General features: G+C 61.5%; 20 protein-coding genes and 1 tRNA gene. 8 read left to right on the top strand and 13 right to left on the bottom strand.

All coding sequences use genetic code 11. From position 1 onward, the window contains the following. Window positions 1-144: 144 nt before the first annotated feature. The 11 genes from cas2 to dcuC all read right to left on the bottom strand — a co-directional run bounded on the left by cas2 (window position 145) and on the right by dcuC (window position 11639). Complete coding sequence (gene cas2, locus HMPREF2559_RS12505; protein WP_083297823.1) at window positions 145-474, bottom strand: CRISPR-associated endonuclease Cas2; 330 nt, start codon at window positions 472-474, stop codon at window positions 145-147. Then, on the bottom strand, window positions 455-1369 hold the full coding sequence (gene cas1 / locus HMPREF2559_RS12500; protein WP_083297822.1) for a type II CRISPR-associated endonuclease Cas1: 915 nt from the start codon (window positions 1367-1369) through the stop codon (window positions 455-457). The genes cas2 and cas1 overlap by 20 nt, the downstream gene beginning before the upstream one ends. Window positions 1370-1373: 4 nt before the next feature. Then, window positions 1374-4700 carry a type II CRISPR RNA-guided endonuclease Cas9 gene (gene cas9, locus HMPREF2559_RS09800; RefSeq protein WP_070540530.1) on the bottom strand — a complete coding sequence of 1109 codons (3327 nt, stop codon included), beginning with the start codon at window positions 4698-4700 and terminating at the stop codon, window positions 1374-1376. 192 nt (window positions 4701-4892) lie between these two features. Beyond that, window positions 4893-5042 (bottom strand): hypothetical protein, encoded by a 150-nt coding sequence (locus HMPREF2559_RS13060; RefSeq protein ID WP_168162248.1) that lies wholly within the window; start codon window positions 5040-5042, stop codon window positions 4893-4895. A 19-nt stretch (window positions 5043-5061) separates the two neighbouring features. After that, window positions 5062-6009: a 1,4-dihydroxy-2-naphthoyl-CoA synthase gene (locus tag HMPREF2559_RS09795; protein ID WP_066489817.1), complete on the bottom strand. Its 948-nt coding sequence runs from the start codon at window positions 6007-6009 to the stop codon at window positions 5062-5064. Continuing rightward, window positions 5951-6835 carry a metal ABC transporter permease gene (locus HMPREF2559_RS09790; RefSeq protein ID WP_066489825.1) on the bottom strand — a complete coding sequence of 295 codons (885 nt, stop codon included), beginning with the start codon at window positions 6833-6835 and terminating at the stop codon, window positions 5951-5953. The genes HMPREF2559_RS09795 and HMPREF2559_RS09790 overlap by 59 nt, the downstream gene beginning before the upstream one ends. After that, the gene (locus HMPREF2559_RS09785; protein ID WP_066489827.1) at window positions 6832-7695 is read right to left on the bottom strand and encodes a metal ABC transporter permease; all 864 of its coding nucleotides are present in this window, start codon (window positions 7693-7695) and stop codon (window positions 6832-6834) included. Before HMPREF2559_RS09785 ends, HMPREF2559_RS09790 begins: the two co-directional genes overlap by 4 nt. Further along, window positions 7692-8372, bottom strand: a complete 681-nt coding sequence (locus HMPREF2559_RS09780; protein ID WP_066489834.1) for a metal ABC transporter ATP-binding protein — start codon at window positions 8370-8372, stop codon at window positions 7692-7694. The genes HMPREF2559_RS09785 and HMPREF2559_RS09780 overlap by 4 nt, the downstream gene beginning before the upstream one ends. Beyond that, on the bottom strand, window positions 8369-9310 hold the full coding sequence (locus tag HMPREF2559_RS09775; RefSeq protein WP_141628533.1) for a metal ABC transporter substrate-binding protein: 942 nt from the start codon (window positions 9308-9310) through the stop codon (window positions 8369-8371). Before HMPREF2559_RS09775 ends, HMPREF2559_RS09780 begins: the two co-directional genes overlap by 4 nt. A 396-nt stretch (window positions 9311-9706) precedes the next feature. Then, entirely contained in the window at window positions 9707-10162 is a 456-nt protein-coding gene (locus HMPREF2559_RS09770) for a DIP1984 family protein (protein WP_066489845.1), read from the bottom strand. Window positions 10163-10223: 61 nt separating this feature from the next. Then, entirely contained in the window at window positions 10224-11639 is a 1416-nt protein-coding gene (dcuC, locus tag HMPREF2559_RS09765) for a C4-dicarboxylate transporter DcuC (protein WP_066489849.1), read from the bottom strand. 171 nt (window positions 11640-11810) lie between these two features. On the opposite strand from dcuC, the gene HMPREF2559_RS09760 reads away from it, so the two are divergent. Beyond that, window positions 11811-12827 (top strand): o-succinylbenzoate synthase, encoded by a 1017-nt coding sequence (locus HMPREF2559_RS09760; RefSeq protein ID WP_066490401.1) that lies wholly within the window; start codon window positions 11811-11813, stop codon window positions 12825-12827. Here the strand turns inward: HMPREF2559_RS09760 and HMPREF2559_RS09755 are convergent. Next, on the bottom strand, window positions 12824-13714 hold the full coding sequence (locus HMPREF2559_RS09755) for a hypothetical protein (protein ID WP_083297821.1): 891 nt from the start codon (window positions 13712-13714) through the stop codon (window positions 12824-12826). The two genes, HMPREF2559_RS09760 and HMPREF2559_RS09755, sit on opposite strands and share 4 nt — an antisense overlap. A gap of 402 nt (window positions 13715-14116) precedes the next feature. Between HMPREF2559_RS09755 and HMPREF2559_RS09750 the strand changes: the two genes are divergently transcribed. From HMPREF2559_RS09750 to HMPREF2559_RS09730, 5 genes are read left to right on the top strand one after another with little or no spacing between them, the layout of a single operon-like run. Continuing rightward, a complete protein-coding gene (locus HMPREF2559_RS09750; protein WP_070540528.1) occupies window positions 14117-14653 on the top strand; it encodes a hypothetical protein in 537 nt (178 codons plus the stop codon). Between the two features lie 23 nt (window positions 14654-14676). Next, complete coding sequence (gene menD / locus HMPREF2559_RS09745; protein WP_070540524.1) at window positions 14677-16317, top strand: 2-succinyl-5-enolpyruvyl-6-hydroxy-3-cyclohexene-1-carboxylic-acid synthase; 1641 nt, start codon at window positions 14677-14679, stop codon at window positions 16315-16317. After that, complete coding sequence (locus HMPREF2559_RS09740; protein ID WP_070540521.1) at window positions 16286-16711, top strand: DUF3592 domain-containing protein; 426 nt, start codon at window positions 16286-16288, stop codon at window positions 16709-16711. Before menD ends, HMPREF2559_RS09740 begins: the two co-directional genes overlap by 32 nt. Window positions 16712-16757: 46 nt before the next feature. Next, complete coding sequence (locus tag HMPREF2559_RS09735) at window positions 16758-17957, top strand: glycosyltransferase family 4 protein (protein ID WP_066509777.1); 1200 nt, start codon at window positions 16758-16760, stop codon at window positions 17955-17957. Window positions 17958-17968: 11 nt separating this feature from the next. Next, window positions 17969-18670, top strand: coding sequence for a demethylmenaquinone methyltransferase (locus tag HMPREF2559_RS09730; RefSeq protein WP_255357120.1), 702 nt, complete (start codon window positions 17969-17971; stop codon window positions 18668-18670). Window positions 18671-18740: 70 nt separating this feature from the next. Here the strand turns inward: HMPREF2559_RS09730 and HMPREF2559_RS09725 are convergent, their stop codons facing one another. Then, window positions 18741-19976, bottom strand: coding sequence for a geranylgeranyl reductase family protein (locus HMPREF2559_RS09725; RefSeq protein ID WP_082723270.1), 1236 nt, complete (start codon window positions 19974-19976; stop codon window positions 18741-18743). 112 nt (window positions 19977-20088) lie between these two features. On the opposite strand from HMPREF2559_RS09725, the gene HMPREF2559_RS09720 reads away from it, so the two are divergent. Both HMPREF2559_RS09720 and HMPREF2559_RS09715 read left to right on the top strand, forming a co-directional pair. Further along, window positions 20089-21084: a polyprenyl synthetase family protein gene (locus HMPREF2559_RS09720; RefSeq protein ID WP_066489904.1), complete on the top strand. Its 996-nt coding sequence runs from the start codon at window positions 20089-20091 to the stop codon at window positions 21082-21084. Window positions 21085-21188: 104 nt separating this feature from the next. After that, a tRNA-Tyr gene (locus tag HMPREF2559_RS09715) sits at window positions 21189-21270 on the top strand. The last annotated feature ends 31 nt before the right edge of the window (window positions 21271-21301 follow it).

The raw sequence follows: 21301 nt of genomic DNA, 5'->3' as shown, positions 1-21301 counted from the left end.
GTTCAGTTCTCAAAACCCCTGATAGACTTCCATGGCGGCGCGGCCCGCGAGTGAGAAAGCTGGGGTTCAGTTCTCAAAACCCCTGATAGACTTCAGGTTGGCCTGAAAATGGCTAATTACCTGGGGGTTATTTGTCGATCGCTGTCAAAAAATTACTAGTTGAGATGGTTTTTCTTCTGGTGGAACTTCATCATGTTTGGAAAAGCGGATTACCTTGGACCATTGGTGATCGGTGACGGATAGAATTCGGATGTCTCCACCATGGGGTAGCTCCGTTTTGATCTGCGAGACAGTGGTCGAAACTCGCGAAGCTAGCGGGAAGTATTGAACGTAAACGCTGAGCTGAGCTCGGCAGAAGCCTAGATCTAGAAGCTGATTACGAAAGCGATTTGCGGCGCGCATTTCAGGTTTTGTCTTCACTGGAAGATCGAACATCACCACGCACCACACAGGTTCACTTCCCGTCGCTGGCATTTAACTCACCTGACCAGATCGGAACTCTCAAGCTTTCGACTTCGCCTTCAACATAAAGACCATAGTATTGGGCAAAGTCGATGAAAATAGACGGGACTGACTTTCCTGACGAGTCAAATTTTGACGTAAGTCCGAGCGATAACTGTTGTTTGAAAGTCGGCGATAATTCATCTCTAATGTCAAGATTTTCAAATACAATCTGGTCGACCATCGGCCGAAAAGGTTCCATTAGGTCATCGACCAATGCGAAGCTATTGTTTCTGCTGTGGTGGAATAGTCCTAAAGTGCCGACCAAGCCTGCAGCACAAATTGCACGGATACCGTACCCTCTCAGCAACGTGTATCCATAGTCAAGCGCAGAATTCCACGCATCACCTCCTACGCCCGGTGACCTCGAGAACTTTGTTTCCCCCGAGAGCGCAGCCCAGTAATGGCGGGCGGCGCGTGCCTCGAAATTGTCGGAATCACCCGAGCGAATTGTTCTAGCTAGCTCGGAAAGCAGTTTTGACGGTGATCCTTGAATGGCTGCTAGCGTTCGATTCTGACCCGAAATCTTTGCACTGACAATACGCGACCAAGCTTGCTTTTTGCGCGGAAGTGAAAGCCGAGCTTGAGCTTGTTGTCGCGCTCCAATCCGGGTGTGTTCCCGCCAAGGAACAGCGCCTGCGGTGGGGATAGAGCGCCAGTCACACACAAGCAAGGCGATATCGTATTCACTCAATTTTGCAATGACGGAGCCCGAAATAGTTGTCTGGATCCCGATCAGCACAACAGCGATTTGTGCTAACGGAAAGATCCTTTCCGAGTCGTCGGTTTGGACGACAAGTTGTCCGCGCTTATAGCGGATTGACCCTTTTAAATTGATGCAATCCAGTACTTGCCATCCAGCGTTCATGTTGCTAACCCACTTTCCAACTCACCGGCAAATGAGCGGCACTCGTTAGTCGCACGCGGCCTAGGGAATCACGGCGAATGACGGTGACATTGCCTAGCTCGATCACCTTATTGATTGCAGGCAACCAGCCTGGACGTTCGATTACTTTCTTGGACTCTGCCGAATTCTTGTCGGAGAGTCCTTCTGCACTCATCAATTGGGGGCGAAGACGGAGTTTGGATGACGAGAAAAATCCATCTACGCGCCAACGAGTTTGTTTGCCGAATTCTTTTTGCATTGCAGCTATCTGCCCTGTCGCGAATGCGTCAGTGTCAATATGTAGTTCATCGTCGATGACAATCCATCCAAGATATTCGGCAGAGCCATCGCTGAGCGCAGCACGGAGCTTCGATTCCGCTTGTCGAACAGATATGGTCTGAGGCTTGAGCTCCACGGTGAAGAGATCTTCGTTCCTGTGCTTGGCAAGGTCGACGTCATAGACGCGAAGCATTGCGTAGCTCGGCTTTTTCTTCCCTGGAATTTTGTAAATCCGTGCGTGATGGAAGTGGCTGAGCTCAGCGTAACCACCACGTACCTTAATAGCACCTGCTCCCACGGGGAAGATCTCGATGAGGTCATCAGCTTCGAGCCAAGTACCGTTGACTCGGATCCGGCGCGTCTCGTTTGCCGGTAGACCTTCTTTAGGGTCGAAGTCATACTCACGTGTCAACGCGCACCAAAGCGCCTCGGAGGAGGCACGATCGACGTCCTGAACGCTGATTGCGTTTCCTAGACGAATCTTCTTCAGCTTGCCGATTGTGTCCTCGTGAGCACGGCCATTTCCGAGCCGCAGACGTAAGTTCGATGTAACAACTATGCGATCTTCGTCGAGCGCTTGTTGCAGCAGTGCTGCAAGCTTTTGCATACGCGGAACCCATGCATTCCAGGCGGCACGGTGTGCGGCATCTGACCCAGTAAATTCTTTCCACTGGTAGGTGCCTTGAGTGAGATGAGATGCGCGGCGCATGCTGTCTCTTTTTACGAGAGTTTCTGCGATGTAATTTTTGACGAAGGCTACAACGGCGGCATCGACGGCATGGTGGCGGCGGTCTAGACGAGACTTTCCCGTCCCGCCGATAAACCGAAGCTTGCCCGAAATGCCTGAAGCGCTACGGGCCAAGGCTGTGATCTTCCCGCGGTAGACAGCTACGTTGGTTCCATCCTCAGCAAACCTTTGCGCTATGCGACCGCGAAGCTCAATCGCCATCCATGCAACGGACTCAATGGAGCGAGCGTCGAGAGGTTCGTCGAAGGTTGTGCGCTTGAGCCTCTGACAAACCTCATCGCGGAATTTATTGAAGTCCTTCTTGCTCTGTCCGGAATCTTCAACCCAGTGACGTGTGCGCTCGAGAGCTTCCTTGAGACTTACTCCAGGAATAGTCGATTTAGCTGCCCATACGGCGAAAGGAATGTTCTTCTTGGCGAGGTTACAACGATGACAAACGGCCACGAGGTTGGAACGAACGTTGGTGGAACCTTCTCCAGCTCGAGGTACGATATGGTCCATTTCGCATGATTGATACGTGATAGTCGATCCGCAGTAAGCGCATTGACAATTTTGACGTTGTACGGACTGATAGCGCCACAGGTCGGAACTTCGGGTTATGCCGTCAACGCCGAGTCTCTCTTGCATCTCGTGGAACAATCGTTGATTGCGTGCGGCGCGCGTATTGTTCTCTCGATCTATCTCGCGGGCTTTAGCTTCACTGACGAACCCGTCGCGGACGTGTTCAATGACAATCGATTCAGGGGCTCCCCATTCAGCGGCTGCGGCCTCGAGCCAACGAGCGACGCCCTTCAACACACGATCGACAGCTGGATTTCCGACTGGTTCTCCGATGCGTGGTGCAGGAGGCGTCCAATCCTCGGGAATGCCGAACTCTGCGCGCAGTGCATGGTGAAGGTCGAGATTTTCGTCAAGCATTCGTTTGGTAGTACGGACAAGTGTGTCTTCGCTATAGGCTGCGCGCCCCATCGGAAGATGCAGCGCGTCTAGTTTTCCTTGTTCTTCTTCATCAAGTTCTGCGAAGAATGCCTGTACAACTGCGCCAGCAGGAGAATCGAAGTCATCTGTTTCTGCGTTCGACAAGGCCTTGAGCATTGCTTGCCTCTCTGCACATGATGCGGATCTCCACCATGCGGCGAGAGGCTTAACCTTGCATCCAAGGATTGCGCGATTGGTGTCATGGACTGGAGGCCGGGCACCTGCGCGTTCACCATCTGACGTCATTGTCGCGGTGCCAAGTAGATCGCCGCGGTCGATATTGAGCAGCTCAGCGATGTTTATCCACGATGCATCCGTCTTATGATCGAGATTTGTCAGATAATTGAAGACGAGCAGTCGTTGTTCGTGGGAGAGCTCACTCTTGGATTCTCCGTTGCGGATTCGCAGATTTCCAATTAGTGCCGCGATGCGGTAACGCTGAAATGCGTCGGAAGCCTTCAAAGCACGGTTCTTGGTTGGTTGCAGCGGGTCCTTCCCTACGCGTCCTTTTTGGGCGCCCTTGGGTGACTCTGCAGCGAAGACCAAATCGATGATGTTCTTGCGGAGGTCATCGTCAATTTTTTGTACGCGGCAGATTTCGTTGATTTCGCGTGCATGGTCAACTTGTTGAAGACGAGCTGAAATGATCGCATGCTTGATGGCCGCGGTGTTTCCAGATTTTTCTTTTGCGCGATCTTTAGCCTTCCCGCCGCCTCTGAGCCTATCCTCGCCAAACTTGGCGAAAGCAATAAGCTGTCCAACGGTCACATTTTCGGGGATCTTATGGCCTACTCGTTTTTCAAGTTCCGTGCGGATTTGTTGAAAAGCATCGCTAGAGTCGCCCGGATTGTAGAGTGAAACAGTTTTGATATATGGGTTGCGCCATCCACGATGATTCGCGATGTGGCGGAGAGCAATGGAGAGCTTTTCTCCGCGGGTATCGGGGTCGGTGATGAACTCATTGACTAGTTCAACACGGGCCTTCCATGGCAAGTAAGGATCCGAGTATTGTTCAAAGGGAATAGTTTTCCAGCCTTGGGCCGACAGGAACTTTTCCAGTTTGATCATGCGGCGACGACGACGGCGGTAGAGTCGGCGCGTGCGTCGAGCGACTCCGGAGGATGCGAGGCGGGTGATCGCGGACTTTTGCTGGTCGGGATCCAATCCAGAGTCGTGGATAAGAGACAACGAGCTCAGAATCTCGACGGGATAATCATTGTCATCGATGGCGATTGCAGACATACCGAGGGAATAGGTGCCGACATCGATTCCAACACGATAGCGGGTGGGGGCAGGGGAAATAGGCATGGATATTCCTTTATGAGAAAAGCCGGCTCCCGAGGGAGCCGGCTGGAGCATTCGCCACTGGAAACTAGCCAGCGCTTACTGAGGTTCAGTTCTAAAATGAGATTTTAGACCAATGTTGATATTTCATCCACCCATTTTGATAAAAAACTTGATGAAAGATTCGCGGTTCTGGACAGTCGCTTACAATCCTTACTATTGGTAGGGATTTCGCAGATCATCGTCGTGATCGAAAGGGCGCTCGTCCGTGTCGCGGGCGTCGCGCAATCCTTTGATCATCCAGACGCGGGCGCCGATGATGCCGCAGAGGGCAACGACGGCGAAGGCGATGGCGAGATAAACCATGGCAGTCTGTGGAACCTGACTAGTAGTAATACGGGAACTCGTCCCAGTTCGGGTCGCGCTTCTCGAGGAAGGCGTTCTTGCCCTCGACGGCCTCGTCCGTCATGTAGGCCAGGCGGGTGGCCTCGCCGGCGAAGACCTGCTGGCCCATAAGTCCATCGTCGGTGAGGTTGAAGGCGAACTTGAGCATGCGCTGGGCGGTGGGGGACTTCATATTGATCTCGCGGCCCATCTGGATGGCGGCGTCTTCAAGGTCGGCGTGGTCGACGACCTCGTTGACGGCGCCCATCTCGTACATGCGCTGGGCGTCGTAGGTGCGGCCTAAGAAGAAGATCTCGCGGGCGTATTTCTGACCCACCATCTTTGCGAGGTAGGCGGAGCCGTAGCCGGCGTCGAAGGATCCCACGTCCGCGTCGGTTTGCTTGAAGCGGGCCTCCTGGCGCGAGGCGACCGTCATGTCGCAGACGACGTGGAGGGAGTGCCCGCCGCCCGCGGCCCAGCCGTTGACCACGGCGATGACAACCTTGGGCATGGTGCGGATAAGCCGCTGGACCTCCAGGATGTGGAGGCGGCCGCCCTCGACCTTCTCGCGGGCGGTATCGACGGTGTCCGCGGTCTCACCATCCGCGTAGCGGTAGCCCGAGCGGCCGCGAATACGCTGGTCGCCGCCGGAGCAGAAGGCCCAGCCGCCGTCTTTCACGGAGGGGCCGTTGCCGGTGAGCAGAACCGTGCCCACATCGGGGGTGCGGCGCGCGTGGTCGAGGACGTGGTAGAGCTCGTCCACGGTGTGCGGGCGGAAGGCATTGCGCACTTCCGGGCGGTCGAAGGCGATACGGACGATGCCGTCGGCGCGGCTCTCACCGATCAAGCGGTGATACGTGATGTCCGTGAGGTCCTCGAAGCCGGGGACCTTAGTCCACAATTCCGGCTTGAACGGGTTGTCCGTGCTGTAAGTTCTCTGCTCGCTCATGACTGACAAATCTAGTCGTTCGCAGCCGTGAGATCAGGAAAGCGAGGACACCCAGCCCCGCGTTGGTGACGGCCATGCCTGCGGAGGTCGCCGCGTTGAGGTGATAGGCCAACCAGAATCCGCCCAGGGCACCCAGGATGCCAATCCCGCACGCGGTGGCGAGCATGGTCATCACGCGCGTGGTGAGCAGGCGTGCGGCACACGCAGGAATGACCATGAGTGCGATGACGAGCATGGCGCCGGCGGCCTGAAAGGCGGCCGTCGCGGTGAGTGAGACGAGCGCCATGAAGGCGACGTGGAGTCCGCGAGTGCGCAGGCCTGCGCTGTGTGCGAAGGCGGGATCGAAGGTGCTGGTTGTAAGCCGCGGGAGGGCAACGGCACAAAAAGTGACGTTGAGAATCGCGATGATGGCCATGACGAGCGCGTAGCCCGGATGCGTGAGCGCGACGAGGTTGAGATCGCCCACCAGGACCGCATGCACGTCGAGGTGGACGTGGCTCATGCGCGTGGAGATGAGGATGACGCCGGCGGCAAAGAGCGCCGGGAAGATAAGGCCCAGCGGGGCATCGCCCGCAAGCAGGCCGGAGCGTCCCAGCCATTCCGTACCGAGGGCGACGGCTAAGCCTGCCGATGCCGCCGTCACGAGCAGGACTGGCGAGTCAATGTCCGCAGTAAACAGGTAGCCCACGGCGATGCCGGGCAGGACCGCGTGGCCGATGCCGTCGATGACCATGGATTCGCGCTTGAGTACGACGAAGACGCCGGGCAGCGCGCAGGCGAGAGCCGTGGCAACGGCGAGGAGGCAGGCGGCAAGTGCGAGACTCATGCGATCACCGCCCGGCGGCGCGGGGAGACGGCGAGCGACACGGCGACAACGGCCGCCTGCACGAGGACGATGGTGGGGCCGGTGGGAATGGCGAAGTGGATTGACAGTGCAGTTCCTAGGACGGCGCAGGCGGCGCCGAGAAAGGAGGCGAGACCTATGAAGGTGGGGAGGCGGTGGATCCACTGACGGGCCGCGGCGGCGGGGCTCACGACGACGGCGACCATGAGGACGACGCCCACGACCTTGACGCCGAGGACGGTGATGACCGTGATGGCGACGAAGGCGAGTGTGTTGATGATTCTTGTACGCGTGCCGGTGACGCGGGCGAAGGCGGGATCGAAAATCATGACGGAGTGATGGTTGTGCACGACGGCAAGCACGACGAGGATGCCCACGCCGATGACGAGGGAGGTAACGACGTCGGCGCGGGTGAGCGTCGAGGCGTTGCCGAGTAAGAAGTCCTGGATGCCAGCCTTGCCCGGCAACGGCGTGCGCGAGACGTACTGCAGGATGAGCATGCCCACGGAGAAGAACGTGGTGAGCACAGCGGCCATGACGGCATCCTGTTTCAAGGGGGTGACCTGGGGGAGGGTGTGGATGGCGGCGACGGCGAGCAGTCCGGTGGCCACGGCGCCGCACACGAGGACTCCGACAGTGCGGCCGTTCATGCCAAGCGCGGTCGCCGTGACAAAGGCGATGAGGAGGCCGGGCAGGCTGGAGTGGGAGACGGCATCGGCAAGCAAGGATTGCCGGCGCAGATAGACCAGCGGGCCGAGCGCCCCGGCGCACGCACCGATGGTGACGGTGCCCGCGAGTGCCTGCTGGTAGGTGTAGTTGGTGAAGAGCTCGGTGAGGATCATGGCAGACTAAACAACTCGGAGATGGCGGACTCGGTGAGAGTGGTCTCAGTGGGGCCCGCGGCGAGGATTTTGCGGTTCGCCACGAGGACGACGTCATCGCAGAGCTCGGCGACCTCGGCGAGGTCGTGGTGGACGAGGATGATGGTCGTGCCCTGGTTTCGCAGCTCCCGGAGGATTGTTGTGATCGTGGCCTGGCTCTGTTGGTCGACGCCGGCGAAGGGCTCGTCGAGGATGAGGATGTCCGGCTCACATGCGAGGGTGCGCGCAAGCAGCGTGCGCTGGCGCTGGCCCCCGGACAGGGCGCTGATGGGATCGTTGCGTTTGTCAGCTAGGCCGACGCGTTCGAGCATGTGGTCCGCGATCTGCTTGTCGTTGCGGCTCGGCCACTGCCACCAGCGTAGGTGGGGCGTGCGGCCCATGAGCGCGACGTCAATAAGCGTGGCGGGGAAGTCCCAATCGATATCTGCATGTTGCGGCATATAGCCCACGGTGCCGTCTATGTCGATTTGCGCGCCGGGAGCGGGTAGCAGGCCCACCGCCGCCTTGATGAGAGTGGACTTACCAGCGCCATTGGCGCCAATGAGCCCCGTCATCGCTCCAGTGCGAAAGGTAATGGCTACATCCTCGAGCACCGGTGTGTACCCGTAGGCGACGGTGAGACCTGCAAGTCTTATCATTTGGTGAGCGCCTCCGCGACGGCGTGAGCGTTGTGCTCAAAGGCGCCCAAGTAGGTGTCATTCGGGGCGTCGGGGCCCAGCGTGTCCGCGAACAGCTCTTCCGAGGAGACCGTGACGTTCCAGCCGCGGGCGTGCACGGCCTCCTTGAGGGAGGTCACCGCCTGCGGGTTCGCCAGGTTGTCCTGGAAGATGACGGGGATCTTCTTCTCCGCGATGGTATCGGCGAGCTCCGAGATTTCCGTCGGGGACTTCGCAGCCTCGGAGGTCACGAAGTCCGTCGCGTGAATCTCGAAGTCGAAGGTCTTACCGAAGTAGTTGAAGGCGTCGTGGCCGGTGATGAGGACGCGGGGCGTGGCGTTTTCCAGCTCGGCACGCGCCTTGTCCTCGGCGGCCTGAATCTGCTTCTCATAGTCATCCGCGGCCTGGACGTAGGCGGCGGCGTTGTCCTTATCGACCTCGCCGAGCTTGGCGCCCAGCGCGTCGACGACCTGGGTCCACAGCTCCGGGCTGTTCCAGATGTGCGGATCGTAGAGCTTCTCGCCGTCCGCGCTGCGCTCCGGCCAGGGCAGCAGACCCGCCTGGTCCACCTTGTCGCCGACCGCGATCTGCTTGTCGCCCAGCGACTCGAGTTGGTCGATCATCTGTGCCTCGAGGTGCAGGCCGTTCCACACGACGAGGTCCGCGGACTGCATGGCCTCGATGTCTTTCGTCGTGGGTTGGTACGTGTGCGGGTCGCCGCCCGGGCCGACCATCGTGGTGATCTCGGCGTCCGGCGCGATGTTGTGCACGGCGTCAGCCAGGTAGCCCGTCGTGGCAAAAACGGTGAGGTGGTCCTTCGGTTTGTCGGCGCTCGCATCGCTCGAACACGCGCTCAAGGCCAGCGCGGCGGCGCACAGGGTGACGAGCGCAGGAATGCGTTTCACGTGCGTATCTCTCATTTCTCTAAAATTGAAGTAAAGAGTTCAATCTGTTGAACATTGAAAAATGTACATACTCCCGACACTTATTGCAAGTGATTGTGATTTAGACCCCGTGAGTATGCGAAAAGCGGGGACGCGTCATCGCGTCCCCGCTGTTTTGAACGTGTAGTCCCCTTGCCCAACCCTCGTCCACGTTCCCTCATCCCAGCGCGGTGGTGGTGATATGTGAGCGGTGCGCGGGGTTGTTACCCGCTTGTGCTCCTGTGACATGTGCGGCGGACTGCGCAATACGGTGGGAAGACTTGAACTTCCCAGCCTGCTCCGCTACCAGGCTGCCAACAGAATCCTTGGGTTTTCTCGTCCAAGGCCGAGGTGCGCTCGCTGATGTGGGGTGGCGTGGACTACCAACTACGTTTAGACGACTTCGGTGCTCCAGTTCTTCTGCTGAATCTTTGTGTCGAGCTCCCGGTAGGCCTTGGAGACTTCGTCGATCTTCTTTCGCAACGCCGCGACGTCGAGGGTGGAGACGAACTTAATCTCGCTGCGGGAGAACCGGTCTTGGCGCGCGGCGGCGGCTTCGGCGGCATCGGCAAGCAGGCGGCGACGCCGGATGAGTCCGTCGCGGTCCGCGAGCGCCGCGGTGAGGTTGCGCTCAGCGTCGAACGCGGTGGCCGAGTTTGTTGCGTTGATTGCTTTGACCAGCTCGTCGATGCGGTCCACGAGGTGTTCCGCCTCCGCGAGGAGCTCTGCCGGATCCTCGTCCGGGGTATCGCCCTCTTGGACGCGGGCCACGGCGACGATGCGTGAGCGTAGTTCGTCGAGGCGGGCCTGGGCTTCGGCGCGCTCGGCGAGGGCTTCAGCTAACAACATGGTGAGTTCCTTTCCTTTCTCCCTCGCTTGTGGTCTGTGGGGAGCGTATCGTTACACACGATTATCCAATAAACATGAACGCGAAGAGCGTGTTGAGGATGGTCGCGGTGATCATCGGTACAGAAGTGCGCTTGACCAGGCGAATGGGGTTGACCTTGATGGCGCCGGAGACGATGAGGACCGCGGCATTGACCGGGGAGACCTGGCGCATGAGGTTGGAGGTGCCCCAAATCGCGGTGAGCATCTGCGGCGCGTGAATGGACGTCTCGGCTGCGAGGCCAGGGACGACCTCGGAGAAGGCGAAGTACGGAGCGGTGCCGGAGCCGGTGAGCGCGGACATCGCGGCGGTCGCGGCGACGAAGATGAGCACGATAATGACGGCGGCGCCGGACGAACCCTTGGTGGCGTCGATGAGCATGTCGATGACGCCCATTTGGGTAATGCCCTCGACGAGGACTGCGGCGGCCACGAGGAGGGCGACTACGCCGGCTGCGCCTTCGCCCATTCCCTTGAAGAAGGACTTGGTGGAGTCCATGGCGGTCTCGATGGAGCGGCCGCGGATAGCCTCGATGATCATCGCAATGAAGAGGGAGACGACCGTGACAGGCAGGATGTCAGCCTCGAAGGGGATGACGCCGGTGCGATTGAGAATGGCCGAGATGATGATAAGTAGCAGCGGGAGCAGAGGCAGGACAGCGTAGAAACCCGGCAGTCCGGCGGCGCGCTCGATGGCTTCGCGGGCAGTGCGTTCGGATTCGCTCTCCTCGGTGGCTTCTCCGGCGTGTTCTTCCATGTAGTGCTTGCGGTCCGACTTGTCGCAGCGGTGTTGCCACCACATGTGGACGAACGCGGTAATGAGCAGGGTGGGCACGGTGGCGCGGGCGACGGAGCCGTAGACGAATTCGGTGACGGACATGTCCGTGAGATCCGCGCCTTGAATGAGACCAGCCTCGAGCGGCGTCGGCATGATGGTCGAGGAGGTCACGACGATGGCGGCGACGGTGAGCGGCGTGAGCCCTGCGGCGATGAGCGCCGGCAGAAGTGTCGCCACAAGGAGCAGGGAAAGCGCTGCGGCGGACGGGATGACGAGTGAGAGCAGCGAGCCAATGACGAAGCCGACGGGCACCAACCAATAGGAGCCATTAAAGCGCTTGAGCGGCGAGGAGAGCACGACGACGGTCTTCGCGTCCGCGCCGATGTGACGCATGTAGGACACGAAGCCGAAGAGCACCATAATCGCCATGCCGATGCCGCTGAAACGAGCCTTGAACAGGGCGTCGACCACGAGGAGCTGGTCGTAGAAGGCGTTGCCGGTGGCTTCGATTTCGGTGGTGCGCATGTCTGCGCGGCCGGTGAGTGCGGCGAGCATGAGGAGGGCGACGCCTACTCCGAAGATGGCGGCGGCCGCATGAACCTTTTTATAGATGAGCCACACGACGGCCGCGATGGCCGCGAGGGCGATGATGAGATAGAGCACGGTAAGTCAATTCCTTCACTGGTACGAAGAGCTGCCGCCTGGCATGCGCTGCTGGCGGTGGGGCTCCGAGGAGCGATAGAAGGCTAACCGCGGTTGTTATAACCTTTCCTGGTTAGGTTATCACCCTGTGTGGACCAGTCGCACCTCGTGGGGTGCATTATTCTGGGTCGTATGCAGATTAACGTTGACGACGTCCTTGACCGCGCGCGCGTGGTTGCCCTTCCGCTGGCCGTACAATTCCGCGGCGTGACCACCCGCGAGGCTCTCCTCATCGAGGGGCCCGCCGGCTGGGGCGAGTTTGCGCCCTTCCTCGAATACGGCCCCGAAGAGTCCGCGCACTGGCTGGCCGCTGGCCTCGAGGCCGCGTACGAGGGCTTCCCTTCGCCCGTCCGCTCCGAGGTCGAGGTCAACGGAACCATTCCGGCCGTGCCGGCGGAGATGGTGCCCGAGGTCATGCAGCGCTATCCGGGCTGCCGCACCTTCAAAATCAAGGTTGCCGAGCCGGGCCAGACGCTCGCGGACGACGTCGCGCGCGTTCAGGCCGTGCGCGAGGCAGTCCACGACATGGGCCGCGTTCCCGTCCTGCGCGTGGACGCCAACGGCGGCTGGAGCGTCGACGAGGCCATCGAGGCCGCCAAGGCGCTCATGCCGCTTGACTACATGGAGCAGCCCTGCCGCACCGCCGAGGAACTCGCCGAGGTCCGCTCGCGCCTCATGCGCTCTGGGCTTTTTGTGCGCGTTGCTGCCGATGAATCCATTCGCAAGGTCGCAGACCCCTACCGCGTTGCCGAACTTCAAGCTGCCGATGTCGCCGTGGTCAAGGCCGCGCCCCTCGGCGGGGTTAAGCGACTGTTGCAGATCGCCCACGACTTGCGTGCACACCATATGGACATCACGGTGGCCTCGGCGCTCGACACGTCGGTGGGAATCTCCATGGGCCTCGCTGCCGTGGCCGCGCTCCCCAAGATCCTCGACGATGAAGACATCGACGTCACCCCGGCCGCCGCCGGCCTGGCCACCGGCTCGCTCTTTATCGAGGACGTCTGTCCGCCGCGCGAGCTCGTGGACGGCTTCCTGCGCGTGGAGCACCCCGCGCCGTCGGAGGACCGCCTCACTGAGTTGGCCGCCTCTGCTGAGCGTCGCGACTGGTGGTTCAACCGTGTCCGCGAGAGCTGGCAGTATCTCTAGAAGCTTGTGCCAAAACTAATCCCCTCGTGGAATTGCCAGGCCGGACTCTTCAACGTCCCCGGGACCGGCGAGTGCGGGCGCAGTGTGGTGCGGTGTGCAACGGTCTCCTTGATAACGTCGCGCACTAACTCGAAGTGATAGTTCGTGCATGTATCGGTGAATTTCAGAGGCGCCCAGCCGAGCTGCACGGCCTGAATGGATTTCCACAGGCCGATATAAAAGGTGTCATTGTTGTTGTGCGGCAAGTGATAATGCAGCGAATCCCAGTCGATGACGACGCGGGCTGCGGGGAAGGCGAGGTCCCAGTAATAGGCCTCGAGCTTGAAATTGGGCACAGGCTCGAGGCCAGCCTTGCGCAAGTGAAACAGCATTGTGCGTTCCCACTTGGAGGCGGTGCCCACGCCTGCCTTAAACGCAAGTTCTCGAATGGCGCTGGGGCGCTTTAGTTGGGCTAAATCTGCTTCGAGACGCTCACCGCCGCGGACGCCTGTGTAGTGATTGAGCAGGAGATTTCCCGGATTCTCGAGCTTCTCATGGGCGAGCGCGTCAGAGAGGGCTTGCGCGACGTTGACTGTCCTTATGTCGTTGATGGATCTGCTTGGGGCCTCGGAGCGGATGAGGCGGATGTGTGAATTCGCCAATGGCGTTCTGATGTGCGGCACGCGCAGGAAGACGGGGCGAGATTCTTCCGTCAAGTCATGGAGGGCCAGGGCGTTGAGACCGGTGACCGCGCCTTCGGGATACGGACTCGCGATGTCGGCGAGGCTTCCCGTAGTTGAGTAGATACCGGCCTTGAGTTTAATGAGTCGGCCATCGGCTACCGCCTTGTTCTGGCGAGTCTTGGTTGTACCGAGCTCTCGGAGTTGTCGCGTCGTGTAGATCGTCATGACCTATTGGACTGAGCCAGCAGCGTGGAGGTTCCACGCGCATGCCGAAACCCCACCCGAACTCACGGATTCTGTACAGCAATCCACAGTACGGGTGGGGTGTGGTGTGGGGTTGGCGCCCAGAGCCGACCCAAACTCTCGGTACCTGTACGAAATTTCCATGTTTGGGTGGGGTGTGGGCTTTAGCTATCGCGGGGGAGTGGGAGGTCAGCACATCTCTCGGTCCTAGGCTAAGTGGCTAGTTCACACTAGGACGGTCAGTCTGTCAATAACGGAAGACTCGACGCTTTACATATTTATGCATGCTTTTAAGGGGGATGACTGTTCAGCCGACTCACAGGTTGACCGTGTACCTCTTTATACATGCCTACTAACACCCCCAATAATGGCCGGAACGAGCGGATGAGCGACGAGACTCAGCAGTTCGAGCGTCCGCGCCAGGTCTTCCCGGAAGACGAGACGCGTGTGCAGCCAGCGCAGTCGCAGTATCAGAACTATCAGTACCAGCAGCCAGCACCGCAACCGGCACCCCAACCGGCGTCCCAGCAGGCACCACGGCAAGAGCCGCCGCGCTCCTATGACGTGCCGGAGGAGCGCTCCTCGGGAAGTGGCTTGACGGGCATTCTCGTCGGCCTGCTCGTGTTGGCGCTCATCGCGCTCGCGGCGTTGGCCTATATGTATACGCGCGCCGCAAACCAGGAGCCGCCTGCTCCGGAGACCATTACGCAGACGGCCACGGCGACGGTGACGGACACCCCGAGCCCCGTCACGCAGACCCAGACGGAGACCGTCACCGAGACAGTGACGGAGACGCCGGATCTCACCCGGGAGCTGCCTACCTCGTTGCCCAGCGACTTGGGCGAGGGCGCTGATAACGTCGACGATCTTCTTAACGAGATCTTTGGCGGCAATAACGGCAACGGCCGCGGCGGAAATTAGGGCACGGGCTAGACTGGGCTGCTATGGACCAGACCGCACAGACCGAATCCATTGAGCTGGCGCAGGCCGTCGCCGCGCAGCTCGCGCGCCACTGTACTGACGTTGTCATTTGCCCAGGCTCGCGCAACGCGCCGCTCAACTTGGCGCTGCTCGCCCGCCCGGATCTCAAGGTGCACACGCGCATCGATGAGCGCTCCGCCGCGTTCCTCGCGTTGGGCCTGGCGCGAGTGCAGCGCCGCCACGTCGCGGTCGTCATGACCTCAGGCACGGCCGTGGCCAACGCGTTGCCGGCGCTGGTCGAGGCGCGCCACTCGCACACGCCGCTCGCGGTGGTCTCTGCGGATCGCCCGGAGCGCCTCGTGGGCACGGGTGCCTCGCAAACCATCGAGCAGCAGGGCATCTTTAGCAACTTCGCGGACACGACGCAGGTCGCGTCGCCGGAGGATATTCCGGCGATGGCGCAGCGCTTTACCCAGGACTTTGCGGTGCATATCAATGTCGCGCTCGACGTGCCGCTCGTGGGCACGGAGCTTCCCTCTACGCCGGATGATCGAACCCTGCGCCGCGCGCCGTCCGTCCGCTTCGTGGACCACGGCGAGGTCGAGCTCGACCTCACCCGCAATACGTTGGTCATCGCGGGCGACGAGGCCTGGGACGTCGAGGGCCTTGAAGACGTGCCCACCATCGCAGAGCCCACGGCGCCCGCGCCGTACCATCCGGTGCACCCGCTCGCGGCGAGCATCTTCCGCAAGGACCACGTGAGTGCGAACGACTATGTGGTCAATACGCGTGTCGAGCAGGTCATCGTTGTCGGCCATCCGACGCTGCACCGCGGGGTGCTGGCGCTCCTCAGCGATCCCGATATCGAGTTCGTGACGCTCTCGCGCACGGCGGACTTCACGAACCCGCGCGGCGAGGCCGCCCGGAAGGGTACCCGCGTCAAGGTGAGCGGCGAGCCCACGCGCGACTGGATGAAGGTCTGCGAGGGCGCGGCCGAGATGGGCGGCGCCGCGGTGCGCGAAGTCCTAGAAAATAAGGACTATGGATTTACCGGCCTGCACGTGGCGGCCGCCGTGGCGGATACACTCGCCGTGGGTGACGCGCTCGTCCTCGGCGCCTCGAATCCGGTGCGCGACGCCAGCTTCGTGGGTCTTCCTTTCGACGGCGTGGAGACCTACTCGCCGCGCGGCGCCGCTGGCATCGACGGCACGGTGGCCCAGTCCATCGGCGTGGCGCTGGCCACCCAGTCCCGCGAGGCCACGGAGATTCGCGCGCCGCGCACCGTCGCGCTCATGGGGGACATCACGTTCCTCCACGACGCTTCTGCTCTGCTCATCTCGCCGGGTGACCCGCGCCCGGAGAACCTCACCATCGTTGTCGCGGACGATAACGGTGGCGGCATCTTCGAGACCCTGGAAATCGGACAGGAATCCCTGCGCCCTGCCTTCGAGCGGGCTTTTGGAACGCCGCAGGAGGTGGGCATCGGCCAGCTGTGCGAGGCCTACGGCGCAGACTACCGTGAGGCGAACTCGGCGCAGGAGCTGCTCGACCTGCTCGCGGAGCTCAAGGAAACTTCGACGGGGATTACCGTTGTGGACGCCCACACGACGCGCGGCACGCGCCGGGCGCTTCATGGCGAGCTCGCCGCGAAGACCAGTGTCTAGGAGGCGCGTACGGCAGGTGCTGCTCGCGGTCTACGCGGTGGCACTCCTGGGAGCCTTTGCCATGGTCGCAGGCCCCTTCATGAATGACCGCTCCATTGCGGTGGAGCCGGGCCGAGCGCTGGCGACGGTGACGAACGTGGGCTGGCTGCGCACCTCGGTCGACTTCCAGGACTCGCAGGGTCTTTACCATTCGCCGCCGACGGGACTCATCTATCCCACGGGCCTGGGCGAGGGCCAAAAGGTCTGGGTGACGTATAAGCTGTCGAATCCGGACCTGGTCAAGGTGGAAGGGCGCGAATGGACGCTGTCTATCATCCCGGCGCTCTCCGTCGCCGTGGTAGCGAGCCTCATTTTTGGGCTAGCCTGGCGGGGAACGAGCCTGAAAAAGAATTAATGTTGAGTTCACCCACTGGTTTCTTCGACGTGTAAAGGTATAACACATGCGTGTCGCCATTGTTGCTGAATCTTTCTTGCCCAACGTCAACGGAGTAACCAACTCTGTGCTGCGCGTCCTGGAGCACCTGCATGCGGAGGGACACGAGGCCATCGTTGTGGCGCCGGGCGCGCGCGAGGGTCAGGAAGAAATCCCGGATTACCTGGGCTTTCCCATCCATCGCGTGCCCACGGTGAAGGTTCCGCTCGTAGATTCCCTGCCGGTGGGCGTGCCCACCTCCGCCGTGGATGGCGCCATTCGTGACTTTCAGCCGGACATCATTCACCTGGCCAGCCCGTTCGTGCTCGGCGCGGCCGGCGCCTTCGTCGCGCGTCAGCAGCGCATCCCGGCCGTGGCGCTCTACCAAACGGACGTGGCCGGCTTCGCCACGAAGTACCACGCCTCCGCACTGGCCCACGGCGTGTGGGAGTGGCTGCGCACCATCCACAATTCCTGCCAGATGACGCTTGCGCCGTCCTCGCCCACCATCGCGGACCTGGAAGAACATAACATCAAGAACGTGCGCCACTGGGGCCGCGGCGTGGACGCGGTGCGTTTCCATCCCTTCAAGCGCTCGGAAGAACTGCGCCGCCAGTGGGATCCCACGGGCTCGAAGAAGATTGTGGGCTTCGTTGGTCGCCTCGCCGCGGAGAAGGGCGTGCACCGCTTGGCCGGGCTCGATGAGCGTTCCGATATTCAGGTCGTCATCGTCGGCGATGGTCCCGAGCGCCCGCTCCTCGAGGCCCAGCTGCCGCACGCGATCTTCCTCGGCGCACTCGGCGGCGAGGAGCTCGCGCATGCGTACGCCTCGCTCGATATCTTCGTTCATGCTGGCGAGTTCGAGACCTTCTGTCAGGCCATCCAGGAGGCGCAGGCCTCGGGCGTGCCCACCATCGGCCCGCGCGCTGGCGGCCCTATTGATTTGATTGAGGAAGGCTACAACGGCCTGCTCCTCGACGTCGACACCTTCGTCGAGGATCTGCCCGGCGCCGTGGACGCGCTGCTTAACCCGGAGATCCACGCGGAACTGCGCGAGAACGCCCGCGCCTCCATTGCGAATAAGACGTGGGACGCGCTGTGCCGCCAGCTCCTGGACTCCTACGAGGAAGTCCTTGAGGACACGCGCCGCGTGCCGCTGACCATCATCGGCCAGCGCCCGGAGCTGCCGCGCTGGGCCGCCCGCGCTCTGGGCGCGCGCGTGGCATAGACTGGTTTTCCGTGGCGAAATTTAACCTCAAGGCAGATCTCGACAAAGACCCCGCAGACGTGGCGAAGATGTTCGATGGCGTGGGCAAGAACTACGACATCACCAACACCGTCCTCTCCTTCGGACAGGACCGCCTGTGGCGTAAGCGCACGCGTGAGCGTCTCGGCCTGCAGCCAGGGGAGAAGGTCCTCGATCTTGCCGCTGGCACCGCTGTGTCTACGGTGGAGCTGGCCAAGTCTGGCGCCTGGTGTGTGGCCTGCGATTTCTCGCGCGGCATGCTCGCGGCGGGCAAGGACCGTAACGTGCCCAAGGTCGCGGGCGACGGCATGCAGCTGCCCTTCGCGGACAACACGTTTGACGCCGTGACCATCTCTTATGGACTGCGCAATATTCACGACTTCGAGCTCGGCCTGCGTGAGATGGCTCGCGTAACCAAGCCCGGTGGCCGCCTGGCCGTGGCGGAGTTCTCCAAGCCCGTCATTCCGGTCTTTGGCACGGTGTACAAGGAATACCTTATGCGCCTGCTCCCGCCGGTCGCGCGCCTCGTGTCCTCGAATCCGGACGCGTACGTCTACCTCGCCGAGTCGATCCGCGCTTGGCCGGAACAGAAGGAACTCGCCGCTGCCATTAACCGCAACGGTTGGACGGGTGCCAATTGGCAGAACCTCACCGGCGGCATCGTGGCGTTGCACAGCGCGGTCAAACCGGCGTAGTTCCGGCAGTTCACGACAACGAAGCCCTCAGATCCACGCGGATCTGAGGGCTTGTTTGATGTGAAATCCCTTAAGACCACAGTGGGGTGTCACGGCGCGCCCACGCCACGCCGTGACCCGCCAGTTTCCAGGCGCGCGCGATGAGATCGCGGTCCTCGTCCGTGATGAGGTTGCCCATGAGCCGCGCCGCAGCGGGCATGAGCATGCGGCCCACGGGTCCGCGCAGGGCGACAGGGCCCGCGACGGGGAGGAACTGCGGGTACGTGAGCAGCCGTGCGGCGGTGCGGGCGAGCACGAAAGCCTCGCCGTAGGCAGCGCGCAGGCGGTCCGGCCACACGAGCGTGAAGTCCTTTCCTCCCAAAAGGGAGACGGCCATGGCGGCGGTCTCCAGCCCGTAGTCGATGCCCTCGCCGTTGAGTGGGTTGACGCACGCGGCGGCGTCGCCGATGAGCATCCAGTTCGCACCCGCGACGGTGCTTACGGCACCGCCCATGGGCAACGCTGCCGATGCCACCTTTTCTACCGGTCCCAGACCCCACTCGGCGCGCTGTTGCGCGGCGTAGGTCTCCAGGAGCTTCTTGGTGTTGATCTTCGCGGGGCGGGACTTTGTGGACAGCGCGCCTAAGCCGATATTGACTTGGCCGAGCTCCGCGCCCAGCGGGAAGATCCAGCCGTAGCCGGGCTGGACTACGCCGTCGGCGTCCTTGAGCTCGACGTGCGAGTGCATCCAGCCCTCGCTGGCGTGAGGGGAAGAGGAATACGAGCGCGCCGCGATGCCGTACACCTCGTCTTTGTGCCACGTGCGGCCGAGCTGCTTGCCGAAGGTGGAGCGCACGCCGTCGGCGACGATGATCCAGCGGGCTTTCATGGTGTCCGTGGCGCCCGACCCATCAACGACAGAAAAACTGACGATCCGGTTTCCGGCCAGCTCAGGCGCGGTGGCCGTGCCGTGGAGCAGTGTTGCTCCGGCGGCGACGGCCTCACGTACGAGGAGCGCGTCGAACTCGTGACGGGGAAGCGCAGTGCCCTCGTTCGTCGGGTACGTGTCGGGCCAGGGCGCCGTGACGGAGCCGCCGTAGCCGTGGAGCTTGAGGCCGTGGTTGCGGTAGCTCGGGTTGACCTTGATGCCGAGGAGATCCAGTTGATGCATAGCGCGCGGGGTAAGTCCATCGCCGCAGGTCTTATCGCGGGGGAATTCGGCGGAATCGAGGAGCGCCACCGAGTGTCCGGCGCGAGCGGCGTGGATGGCGGCCGCCGCGCCAGCAGGACCGGAGCCGACGATTGCTACATCAAAAAGCTGGGACATGGAACCCATTGTGGCAGAGCGGGCACCTCAACTATGTCTAACCCCTGCGAGTGGACTAGGTTAGTAGGAGATTATTGACGTCAACGACTGCCACAAAAGGACCATTACAGATATGAGCAACGGCGACAACACCGTGGACCTGGGTGACCCGCAGCTTACCGCGCGTGTGGCCGAAGGCGTCGCTGCTGTGGAAGCTCGCCTGTATAAGGAGATCGACCGCGGCGAGAGCTTTGTGAGCGAGAAAGCTCTGCATCTTACCGCCGCTGGCGGCAAGCGTTTCCGTCCCATGATGGCGCTGCTGGCTTCCGAGTATGGCGAGCGTCCGGGGTGCCCGGACGTCATTACTGCGGCGACCTCGGTGGAGATGGTCCACGTGGCAACGCTCTATCACGACGATGTCATGGACGAGGCTGACCGCCGCCGTGGCGTGCAGTCCGCGAACTCCCGGTGGTCGAATTCCGTGGCTATCCTCGCTGGCGACGCGCTGCTCGCGCACGCCTCGCGCCTCATGTCGCAGCTCGACACCCACACGGTGGCGCACTTCGCGGATACCTTCGAGGAACTCGTCACCGGCCAGATGCGTGAGACCATCGGCGCGGGCGAGGCCAATGCCATCGAGCACTACACGGCCGTCATCCGTGAGAAGACCGCCGTTCTTATCGCCTCGGCGGCCTACCTTGGCGCCTACCACTCGGGTGCCACTCTGGAGCATGCCACCGCGCTGCACAAGATCGGCTCGCTCGTGGGCATGATTTTCCAGATCGTCGACGACATCATTGACATCTTCTCCGATCCGAAGGACTCCGGTAAGACCCCGGGCACGGACCTGCGCGAGGGCGTGTTCACCCTGCCGGTGCTCTACGCGCTCGAGGAAGACACCCCGGTGGGTGAGGAGTTGCGTGGTCTGCTTACGGGTCCGCTGACTTCCGATGCCGCCGTGGACCGCGCCCTGGAGCTCCTCCATGCCTCCACAGGACGCCAGCAGGCGCTCGACGCCGTGCAGGGTTACCTCGACGAGGTGGAGCACGAGCTCGACTCGCTGCCGCAGAATTCCGCGACCGCAGCGCTGCGCCAGCTGGCGGAGTACACCGTCAAGCGCGTGGGCTAGGTTGCTGAAAGCGCAGCGGAGACGCATTGAAATGGCAGATACCCTGCCGATTTGGCGAACGTCCCAGCACTTAGTAAAGTTATCTCTCGCACCGCAAGGTGCACGCCAGGTTGCCCGAGCGGCCAAAGGGAGCGGACTGTAAATCCGCCGGCATTGCCTTCAGAAGTTCGAATCTTCTACCTGGCACAGACAAACCCCGCGCTTTCCATCAGGAAGG

It is taken from the genome of Corynebacterium sp. HMSC072G08 (assembly GCF_001809185.1).
Lineage (GTDB): Bacteria > Actinomycetota > Actinomycetes > Mycobacteriales > Mycobacteriaceae > Corynebacterium > Corynebacterium phoceense.
This window is presented reverse-complemented; position numbering and strand designations above follow the sequence as displayed.

Bases quoted from the DNA above. Each gene is read 5' to 3' on its own strand.
- cas2 (WP_083297823.1), bottom strand. From the start codon at position 474: ATGCCAGCGACGGGAAGTGAACCTGTGTGGTGCGTGGTGATGTTCGAT.
- cas1 (WP_083297822.1), bottom strand. From the start codon at position 1,369: ATGAACGCTGGATGGCAAGTACTGGATTGCATCAATTTAAAAGGGTCA.
- cas9 (WP_070540530.1), bottom strand. From the start codon at position 4,700: ATGCCTATTTCCCCTGCCCCCACCCGCTATCGTGTTGGAATCGATGTC.
- HMPREF2559_RS13060 (WP_168162248.1), bottom strand. From the start codon at position 5,042: ATGGTTTATCTCGCCATCGCCTTCGCCGTCGTTGCCCTCTGCGGCATC.
- HMPREF2559_RS09795 (WP_066489817.1), bottom strand. From the start codon at position 6,009: ATGAGCGAGCAGAGAACTTACAGCACGGACAACCCGTTCAAGCCGGAA.
- HMPREF2559_RS09790 (WP_066489825.1), bottom strand. From the start codon at position 6,835: ATGAGTCTCGCACTTGCCGCCTGCCTCCTCGCCGTTGCCACGGCTCTC.
- HMPREF2559_RS09785 (WP_066489827.1), bottom strand. From the start codon at position 7,695: ATGATCCTCACCGAGCTCTTCACCAACTACACCTACCAGCAGGCACTC.
- HMPREF2559_RS09780 (WP_066489834.1), bottom strand. From the start codon at position 8,372: ATGATAAGACTTGCAGGTCTCACCGTCGCCTACGGGTACACACCGGTG.
- HMPREF2559_RS09775 (WP_141628533.1), bottom strand. From the start codon at position 9,310: ATGAGAGATACGCACGTGAAACGCATTCCTGCGCTCGTCACCCTGTGC.
- HMPREF2559_RS09770 (WP_066489845.1), bottom strand. From the start codon at position 10,162: ATGTTGTTAGCTGAAGCCCTCGCCGAGCGCGCCGAAGCCCAGGCCCGC.
- HMPREF2559_RS09760 (WP_066490401.1), top strand. From the start codon at position 11,811: ATGCAGATTAACGTTGACGACGTCCTTGACCGCGCGCGCGTGGTTGCC.
- HMPREF2559_RS09755 (WP_083297821.1), bottom strand. From the start codon at position 13,714: ATGACGATCTACACGACGCGACAACTCCGAGAGCTCGGTACAACCAAG.
- HMPREF2559_RS09750 (WP_070540528.1), top strand. From the start codon at position 14,117: ATGAGCGACGAGACTCAGCAGTTCGAGCGTCCGCGCCAGGTCTTCCCG.
- menD (WP_070540524.1), top strand. From the start codon at position 14,677: ATGGACCAGACCGCACAGACCGAATCCATTGAGCTGGCGCAGGCCGTC.
- HMPREF2559_RS09740 (WP_070540521.1), top strand. From the start codon at position 16,286: ATGGCGAGCTCGCCGCGAAGACCAGTGTCTAGGAGGCGCGTACGGCAG.
- HMPREF2559_RS09735 (WP_066509777.1), top strand. From the start codon at position 16,758: ATGCGTGTCGCCATTGTTGCTGAATCTTTCTTGCCCAACGTCAACGGA.
- HMPREF2559_RS09725 (WP_082723270.1), bottom strand. From the start codon at position 19,976: ATGTCCCAGCTTTTTGATGTAGCAATCGTCGGCTCCGGTCCTGCTGGC.
- HMPREF2559_RS09720 (WP_066489904.1), top strand. From the start codon at position 20,089: ATGAGCAACGGCGACAACACCGTGGACCTGGGTGACCCGCAGCTTACC.